Raw genomic sequence first — 8182 nt, 5'->3', positions numbered from 1 at the left:
TAGGTTGGGTAGAGCTTGCGATACCCAACAATTTGAATGGTTTATGTTGGGTGTCATTCTTCCACCCAACCTACAAAATGGCATTTTTGCGTAAGTCCTATACTTTTTAAATCTCCCCCAACCCCTCTTTATAAAAGAGGGGGCTTTATGCCAAATCCGACAAACTTGTAAGGTGCGTCCCACGCACCATTGAAAATTAATACCTTTAATGAAAACACCAATAATCATGGACATAAAAAAGCACCATTTCTAATCACAGAAACGGTGCTTTTTTTGGTTTTGATATTATACTTCGGTAATCGCCAAAATATTTTTAAATAGTTGTTTTTGTTCTGGGCTGGCAGTCAACGTCTGAATTGACATCAATTGCCCCATATCGCCATCAACACGGATTTTACCTGCCATAAAGGCTTCCATCGCTTTGTTCATATCACGCTCAAGAAACACGGCTTTTAGTGTTTCCGCATCAAGGTTGAGTGTGGTCAATGCTCCATCTTTGCTACCTTGGTGAATCGTACCATCATAAAAAGAAGCCGATACCGCATCACCGCCTTCATTGGTGACGTTAAGATTAATCGAAACATTCTTGAGGGCAGGTGAAATGTTTAATTCGCCTGCTTGTTGGGTTAATTCATTAACTTGGGTAAACCATTCTGGGGTAAGCATTTTTGCCATGATGTTGTTTCCTTAATAAATGTAGCCATCATATTATTGTCAAACTTAGCATATTAACTGCTTTGGGTAATTTTTACAATGCCTATTACATCCGCACAACCGTATAAAATCGCTATGCCATTCCCTCTACTTTCCATTGGTACAAGATTTTTATCAGTTAATCTTAACTAGGGTCGAAAATTAAAAAAATTTCATTCTTTTTTTAAAAAAATACAGCAAAAAATCCGTGATAGACGGTGATTTCGTCAAAAATCCCTACATTTTTTATGGTTTTTTTATATTTTCATATTATAATGCTTCAGTGTGTAACTTTTTTTTGCAGGATAGTGATTACATTAGGTGATATTTAGCAAAGATTAAGTTACAATACCCAGTATTAAGTCGTAGGTTTAAGCCCTGTTATCGCTGTTTAACACGCTTAAACTTGTTGATAATATAGGCTGTAAAGGAAATCATCGAATGAATTTACAAAACACAGCAATACCAGCTACCGATGATTATGAAATTGAAGTTATTAAACTTTTTTCTATCATGGCGGTAGTTTACGGTATTATCGGTATGGCGGTTGGGGTGTTCATTGCATCGCAATTAGCATGGCCCGCCCTTAATTTTGGGATTCCTTGGCTAACATTTAGCCATTTGCGTCCATTACACACCAATGCGGTGATTTTCGCATTCGGTGGTTGTGCATTATTTGCGACTTCGTATTATATTGTACAAAGAACGTGTAAAACACGTCTGTTTGCCCCCTATTTGGCATGGTTTACCTTTTGGGGTTGGAACTTAGTCATTGTGGCAGCCGTGATTACGTTGCCACTAGGTTTGACTTCTACAAAAGAATATGCCGAACTTGAATGGCCAATTGATGTTTTAATTGCCATTGTTTGGGTAGCGTATGCAATTGTGTTCTTCGGTACATTATTTAAACGCAAAACCTCACACATTTATGTGGCAAACTGGTTCTTTGCAGCGTTTATTTTAACGATTGCTTTACTACATATTGTGAATAGCATGGCAGTTCCACTAAGCTTTTGGAAATCTTATTCATTGTTTGGTGGTGCAACGGATGCAATGGTGCAATGGTGGTACGGTCATAATGCAGTTGGTTTTTATTTGACAGCAGCATTCTTGGGTATGATGTATTACTTTGTACCTGTCCAAATTGGTCGCCCAGTTTATTCTTATCGTTTATCTATTATCCACTTTTGGGCGTTGATTGCGTCTTATATGTGGGCGGGTGGTCACCATCTTCATTACTCAGCATTACCTGACTGGACACAGTCTTTGGGTATGGTTTTCTCACTAATTTTATTTGCACCATCTTGGGGTGGTATGATTAATGGTGTCTTAACCTTATCTGGTAGCTGGGATAAATTACGTACTGACCCTATCATTCGCTTTTTGATTGTTGCATTATCTTTCTATGCAATGTCAACTTTTGAAGGCCCGATGATGTCTATTAAGACCGTGAATGCTTTGTCACACAATACTGACTGGACTGTTGGTCATGTGCATTCAGGTGCATTGGGTTGGGTAGGTATGATTACTGTAGGTTCATTATACGTGCTGATTCCACGTCTATGGAAAAAAGAGAAAATGTATTCAATTGATTTGATTACTGCTCACTTTTGGCTTGCGACAGCAGGTACGATTTTCTATATCGTGTCTATGTGGATTTCGGGTATTGGTCAAGGTATGATGTGGCGCGCGACCAACCCTGATGGTACCTTGGTATATAGCTTTGTTGATACCGTATTGTTCTCACACTTCCCTTATATTGGTCGTGCATTTGGTGGTTTATTGTATGTTTCTGGTATGCTAGTAATGGCATATAACGTGTATAAGACCGTCACATTGCCAGCAACCAAACCTGTTAAAGTGCTTGATTCTGCTCCCATTGCAGAAACTGCGACCACTCATCAAGCTTAAGGAGAGGACTCATGAAAATCAATCATGAAATTATTGAAAAAAATACAGGTCTTCTACTGCTATTGATTGTTGTTTCAATTGGCTTTGCGACCTTGGTTGAAATTGTACCTTTAGTTTTTACCAAGGATGTAAACCAACCTTTACCAAATATGAAGCCTTGGACTGCCCTTGAGCTTGAAGGTCGTGATATTTATATTCGTGAAGGTTGTCACGTCTGTCACACCCAAATGGTACGCCCATTGCGTGCAGAGGTAGAGCGTTATGGACCTTACTCACGTGCAGCTGAGTCTGCCTGGGATCACCCATTTTTATGGGGTTCAAAACGTACAGGTCCTGACTTAGCTCGTGTGGGTGGACGCTACTCAAATGACTGGCAAAAAGAACACTTGATTAACCCTCAAGCGTTAGTACCAGAATCTGTGATGCCTCCTTTCCCATGGCTTGCCAAAAACAATGTTAATGGTCAAGAAGTTCAAGCAAAAATGAAACTATTCCGTGATCGCTTTGGTGTCCCTTATAGTGATGCAGATATCGCAGGTGCACCTGATGCGGTACAAGGTAAAACTGAACTTGATGCCGTGGTTGCTTATCTACAACAGCTTGGTACAGCAATGCAAGGACAACGCTAATGTTAGGTACATTACACAGTATCGCAACTGTAGCGGCATTCATTGCCTTTATTGCGATTGTTTGGTGGGCTTACTCACCAAGCAATCGTCAAAGATTTGAAGAAGATGCACAACTTGCGTTAGATGAGGAAGATATTATCCACACATCAGAACGCAATAAGGATAAAAAATGAGCCTATTTTGGAGTATATGGGTTACCATTTTATCACTAGGCTGTTGGTTATGGATTCTATGGTGGTTGGCAGGTACTCTGAACTACCGCCCAACTATGGAAGACGATGGCACAACAGGTCATGTGTATGATGGTATCCAAGAATATGACCGACCCTTGCCAAAATGGTGGTTGGTTATCTTTTGGGGAACATTAGCGTGGGGATTATTGTATTTTGTGTTATTCCCATCTATTATGCCAGAGCGTTGGAAAGGCATTACAACTGTGAAGGTTGATGGTCAAGAAGTACCTTGGACCAGTGCTAACGAATTAGCCAGTGACCTACAAAGCAACAATGCGGTATTTATCAAAACCTTTAATGATAAAATCTTGCAAGATGCTGGTGTCACTGCACAATTAGCGAGTCTAAAACAGCTACAAGACAAACAAGCCAAAAATGCAACCCCTGATACAGGTCTAAAAACAGAAATTGACAAACAAATCGTTGCCCTTGCTCCTGCGGTAGAAAAATTATCGCAAAACCCACAGGCAATCAAAATTGGTCAACGTTTGTTCTTACAAAACTGTTCAGTTTGTCATGGCTCACAGGCTCGTGGTGCAACAGGTTATCCAAACTTGACTGACAATGACTGGATTTATGGTGGCACACCAGAAAAAATCCTACAAACCATTCAGCATGGTCGTGTGGGTGGTATGCCGGCATGGAAAGCCCAAATCGGTGAAGATGGTGTACGTGCAGCAGCAGAATATGTGCTATCACTATCACCTGAGCATGGCTCAAAAGAAAATGGCGAGCTTAACCAAACGATGGTTACCCAAGGTAAAGCCATCTTTGAAGCCAACTGTGCGGTATGTCATGGTAAAGATGGTAAAGGTAGCAAAGATGTCGGTGCATTGAACCTAACGGACAACACTTGGTTATATGGTGGTGACCGTGAAACTGTACGCACCACGGTACGTAACGGTCGTGCAGGTGTCATGCCACATTGGGATAGCAAATTGGGTAACGAGCGTATTATGCTACTTTCTGCGTATGTATATTCATTGGCAGAAACCAAAGACAAACCAGCAACTACTGTGGTTGCCACTGCAACTGCTACACCTGCTAGCACGGCAAAATAATCATTTCTCAATAAAAAAATCGGCTTAAGTAGCCGATTTTTTTGTATCCTAATTTTGTATTGGGTATAAGCATTACGCTGTGTTTGACATTTTAACTTTTTGGTTTTTAAATATAAAGGGCGTATGCAATACGCCTCTACGCTGACCTAATTTCTATCGACAAATCACACGCTTGACTTAGGCTTTCGGTCTAAGCTTTTGGTAATGTAACACCTGTTTGACCTTGGTATTTACCGCCTCTGTCTTTATAGGATGTTTCGCAGACATCATCGGCATCGCTTTGAAAAAACAACATCTGGGCCACGCCCTCCCCTGCATAAATCCGTGCAGGTAAATTGGTAGTATTACTAAACTCAAGCGTCACATGCCCTTCCCACTCAGGCTCAAGTGGTGTGACATTCACGATAATGCCACAGCGAGCATAAGTCGATTTACCCAAACAAATCGTCAATACATCACGAGGAATTTTGAAGTATTCCACCGTGCGAGCCAACGCAAATGAATTGGGTGGAATGATACACTCATCTCCCACAATATCAATAAAGCTACGCTCATCGAAGTTTTTAGGGTCAACAATAGCAGAATGAACATTGGTAAACACCTTAAATTCTCTGGCACAGCGAACATCATAGCCATAGCTTGATGTGCCATAACTCACGAGTTTTTCACCTTGCTCATTAAAGCGGACTTGACTTGCTTCAAAAGGACTAATCATGCCGTGTTCAAGTGCCATTTGGCGTATCCAACGGTCGGATTTAATAGACATTTTTTCACCATTTAAATAAGTTAATGTGGTTGAATAAGGATTAAAAAATTTAGCCTTTACCCCAATTCGTCAATAAGCCAATTTTATTGGGAAATTTAACCCCAATTGATTTTTCAATATCTCACCATCGACCATGATGACACCTTGAGCAAACAATGCGACCACCATTGGCAATAGCTGATGTTCTAATGTATGTACACGGTTTTGTAAGGCTTCGGCAGTTTCGTTGTGTTTGATAGCGGTAACTGCTTGGGCGATGACTTCGCCAGCATCCAGTTCACTGGTGACTAAATGCACACTACAGCCATGATAGCGTTCGCCACTTTTTAACACTCGTTCGTGGGTGTCTAGCCCTTTATAGTTTGGTAAAAGTGACGGATGTAGGTTTATCATTGGCACGTTTAAGCCGTTGTCTGCTGTCACGCCATCGATAACCCCATTTATAAACAGGGGCGTTAAAATCCGCATAAACCCCGCCAATACGACCAAATCAGGTTGCCAGCTTTGCAATACATCTAGGGCTTTTTGCTCAAAGCCAACACGGCTGTATTTTTTGCCATGTTCATCACGGTCGATAATGGCGGTCGGAATATTGGCATTATTGGCACGAGTGAGGGCGTAAGCGTCAGCTTTATTGCTGATGACACCAACGATTTGAATCGGTAATTGCCCCGATTGCATTTTGTCGATTAAGACTTGAAGATTACTACCATTGCCAGAAACGAGTACGGCGACTTTTAGAGGTGTTTGGTTCATAATTTAGCTGATAAGTGGTTTAAGAACAGTTAGAAACTCGAATTGTTTAAAATCTTTGACATTCACCGTATAAATTCCTTCGGATGAAACGCTGATGTTTCATCGTAAGCATACATCAAAATATTGGTATCAATCGCAAAGTAATTACCCATATCAATCTAACCCATGCCTTGCGTGATTTGTTCGGCTCGTTCATCATAAAGCACCTCACGGCTTGGTAGTTCGGTCAACCCCATTCGGTAGGGCTTTACGACAAAGGCTTTTTTGGGATTATTTTTAGGTAATACGGGATTGTCCTTGAGGTTTTTAGCAATCGTTTCAATCGCCCAAAGTTGTTCGTTATAGCTTGCGTACTGAGTAATTTGATACGGCAGTTTGGATATCGATATTTACCTCATTTTTAGTAATGCAACATTAAAAATTTTGTTAGCCAGTAAAAAAGCTATCATCATTTGGGTCTTCCTGCCAATGGTATTCGATTTCATGGGCTTTTTGCCGTGCCAACTCAATGCCATGTTGGTCTGCTAAAAACCCATACGCCATGTCCATCCCCGCACTGACCCCAGCCGAGGTATAAAACTTACCATCCACCACCCAACGGGCTTTGCCAATCCAGTTTACTTTATCGGATTGAGCAATCACCCATTGCCAAGCAAGCTTATTTGACGTAGCGGATTTGTCATCAAGCAATCCTGCTTTGGCAAGCAAGGCACTGCCTGTACAGACACTTAATACAAAAGTCGCTTGATTGGCAAAATCTTTGACCTGTTGTAAAAACACGCTGTCATTTACTAGTTGGCGAGTGCCTTTACCACCAATAATCAGAAAAATATCGGTTGGTAAATGGAAGTCAGCGACCGCAACGGTTTGAATCTGTACGTTTTGCGAACTGGTAATCAAACCGCCTGTTAATGATACAAAATGGCAGGTATAAATTTCGGGCAAACGTCCGAAGACTTCGACCACGCCAAATAGGTCAAGGGTTTCAAAGTCATCGAATAATAAGGCGGTGATGTGTTGCATGATTAACGATACGTCACCGCATCATTTTCACGCTCGACAATTTCCCCCAATTTCCAAGCGGTCTCGCCATTGTCATTGAGTAATTTAATCGCCTCATCGGCTTTATCTGCAGGCAATACCACCACAAAGCCCACGCCACAGTTAAAGGTGCGTACCATTTCTGACTGCTCGATATTACCGTTTTGTTGTAACCATTGGAACACAGGTGGGAAAGTCCAAGAGTTGACATTAATTTGAGCGGTCAAATTCTCTGGCAATACACGAGGTAGATTCTCGGTCAAGCCACCGCCTGTGATATGAGCCATCGCATGAATGTTGGCATTGCCCAAGGCTTTTTGCAAGGCATTGATTGATTTGACATAAATTTTTGTGGGTTGCATTAACGCATCTTTAAGCAATTTGCCGTCAAGCGTAGCGGTAGCGATGTCCACACCTGACACTTCGATGACTTTACGCACCAATGAATAGCCGTTTGAATGTACACCACTTGAAGCAATACCGATTAACACATCGCCTTTTGCCACGTTGTCGCCTGTGATGACTTCTGATTCTTCGACCACGCCCACGCAGAAGCCTGCCAAATCATAGTCATTGCCATGATACATACCGGGCATTTCGGCAGTTTCGCCACCGATTAACGCACAGTTTGATAGTTTACAACCATCGCCAATGCCTTTGATGACTTTTTCGGCAACGTCCACGTCTAGCTTGCCTGTGGCGTAGTAGTCAAGGAAGAATAATGGCTCTGCACCGCAAACCAACAGGTCATTGACGCACATGGCGACAAGGTCTTGTCCGATGGTGTCGTGCTCATTTAGGTCTAACGCTAATTTTAACTTTGTGCCAACGCCATCTGTACCCGATACCAGTAGCGGGGATTTATAGCCTTGTGGGATACGGCATAACGCCCCAAATCCGCCCAATCCACCCACGACTTCTTTGCGAGCAGTGGCTTTGGCAACCGATTTGATACGTTGAACTAACGCTTCGCCTGCGTCAATGTCAACGCCTGCATCCTTATAACTTAAAGAGGTTTTATTGGTAGTTTGAGCAGTCATGGCAATCCTATTTGGCTAACAATTGAAAGCATAAAAATAATTTATTGGCATT

The 8182-nt window shown here is 41.8% G+C and carries 9 protein-coding genes; 4 read left to right on the top strand and 5 right to left on the bottom strand.

All coding sequences use genetic code 11. The features are described from left to right. Positions 1-285: 285 nt before the first annotated feature. Positions 286-675, bottom strand: a complete 390-nt coding sequence (locus ACK1U4_RS11650; protein WP_419401293.1) for an SCP2 sterol-binding domain-containing protein — start codon at positions 673-675, stop codon at positions 286-288. Positions 676-1134: 459 nt separating this feature from the next. On the opposite strand from ACK1U4_RS11650, the gene ccoN reads away from it, so the two are divergent. From ccoN to ccoP, 4 genes are read left to right on the top strand one after another with little or no spacing between them, the layout of a single operon-like run. After that, positions 1135-2604 (top strand): cytochrome-c oxidase, cbb3-type subunit I, encoded by a 1470-nt coding sequence (gene ccoN, locus ACK1U4_RS11645; RefSeq protein WP_419401294.1) that lies wholly within the window; start codon positions 1135-1137, stop codon positions 2602-2604. Positions 2605-2621: 17 nt separating this feature from the next. After that, positions 2622-3233: a cytochrome-c oxidase, cbb3-type subunit II gene (gene ccoO, locus ACK1U4_RS11640; protein ID WP_419401317.1), complete on the top strand. Its 612-nt coding sequence runs from the start codon at positions 2622-2624 to the stop codon at positions 3231-3233. Further along, on the top strand, positions 3233-3406 hold the full coding sequence (locus ACK1U4_RS11635; protein ID WP_419401295.1) for a cbb3-type cytochrome oxidase subunit 3: 174 nt from the start codon (positions 3233-3235) through the stop codon (positions 3404-3406). The genes ccoO and ACK1U4_RS11635 overlap by 1 nt, the downstream gene beginning before the upstream one ends. After that, positions 3403-4527, top strand: a complete 1125-nt coding sequence (gene ccoP / locus ACK1U4_RS11630; protein WP_419401296.1) for a cytochrome-c oxidase, cbb3-type subunit III — start codon at positions 3403-3405, stop codon at positions 4525-4527. Before ACK1U4_RS11635 ends, ccoP begins: the two co-directional genes overlap by 4 nt. 190 nt (positions 4528-4717) lie before the next feature. Here ccoP and dcd read toward each other — a convergent pair whose 3' ends face one another. The 4 genes from dcd to purM form a co-directional block, all read right to left on the bottom strand. Next, positions 4718-5293, bottom strand: coding sequence for a dCTP deaminase (dcd, locus tag ACK1U4_RS11625; RefSeq protein ID WP_419401297.1), 576 nt, complete (start codon positions 5291-5293; stop codon positions 4718-4720). Between the two features lie 69 nt (positions 5294-5362). Then, positions 5363-6049, bottom strand: a complete 687-nt coding sequence (purN, locus tag ACK1U4_RS11620; protein WP_419401298.1) for a phosphoribosylglycinamide formyltransferase — start codon at positions 6047-6049, stop codon at positions 5363-5365. A gap of 426 nt (positions 6050-6475) precedes the next feature. Beyond that, positions 6476-7072 carry a DJ-1/PfpI family protein gene (locus ACK1U4_RS11615; protein ID WP_419401299.1) on the bottom strand — a complete coding sequence of 199 codons (597 nt, stop codon included), beginning with the start codon at positions 7070-7072 and terminating at the stop codon, positions 6476-6478. Positions 7073-7074: 2 nt separating this feature from the next. Further along, positions 7075-8130, bottom strand: coding sequence for a phosphoribosylformylglycinamidine cyclo-ligase (gene purM / locus ACK1U4_RS11610; RefSeq protein ID WP_419401300.1), 1056 nt, complete (start codon positions 8128-8130; stop codon positions 7075-7077). Positions 8131-8182 lie beyond the last annotated feature (52 nt).

The organism is Moraxella sp. TY6, from assembly GCF_048551375.1.
Lineage (GTDB): Bacteria > Pseudomonadota > Gammaproteobacteria > Pseudomonadales > Moraxellaceae > Faucicola.
Note: the sequence above shows the minus strand (reverse complement) of the source record. Positions and strands in the feature narration are given on the sequence as shown.

Excerpts from the sequence above, each read along its gene's own strand:
- ACK1U4_RS11650 (WP_419401293.1), bottom strand. The coding sequence starts at position 675 with ATGGCAAAAATGCTTACCCCAGAATGGTTTACCCAAGTTAATGAATTA.
- ccoN (WP_419401294.1), top strand. The coding sequence starts at position 1,135 with ATGAATTTACAAAACACAGCAATACCAGCTACCGATGATTATGAAATT.
- ACK1U4_RS11635 (WP_419401295.1), top strand. The coding sequence starts at position 3,233 with ATGTTAGGTACATTACACAGTATCGCAACTGTAGCGGCATTCATTGCC.
- ccoP (WP_419401296.1), top strand. The coding sequence starts at position 3,403 with ATGAGCCTATTTTGGAGTATATGGGTTACCATTTTATCACTAGGCTGT.
- dcd (WP_419401297.1), bottom strand. The coding sequence starts at position 5,293 with ATGTCTATTAAATCCGACCGTTGGATACGCCAAATGGCACTTGAACAC.
- purN (WP_419401298.1), bottom strand. The coding sequence starts at position 6,049 with ATGAACCAAACACCTCTAAAAGTCGCCGTACTCGTTTCTGGCAATGGT.
- ACK1U4_RS11615 (WP_419401299.1), bottom strand. The coding sequence starts at position 7,072 with ATGCAACACATCACCGCCTTATTATTCGATGACTTTGAAACCCTTGAC.
- purM (WP_419401300.1), bottom strand. The coding sequence starts at position 8,130 with ATGACTGCTCAAACTACCAATAAAACCTCTTTAAGTTATAAGGATGCA.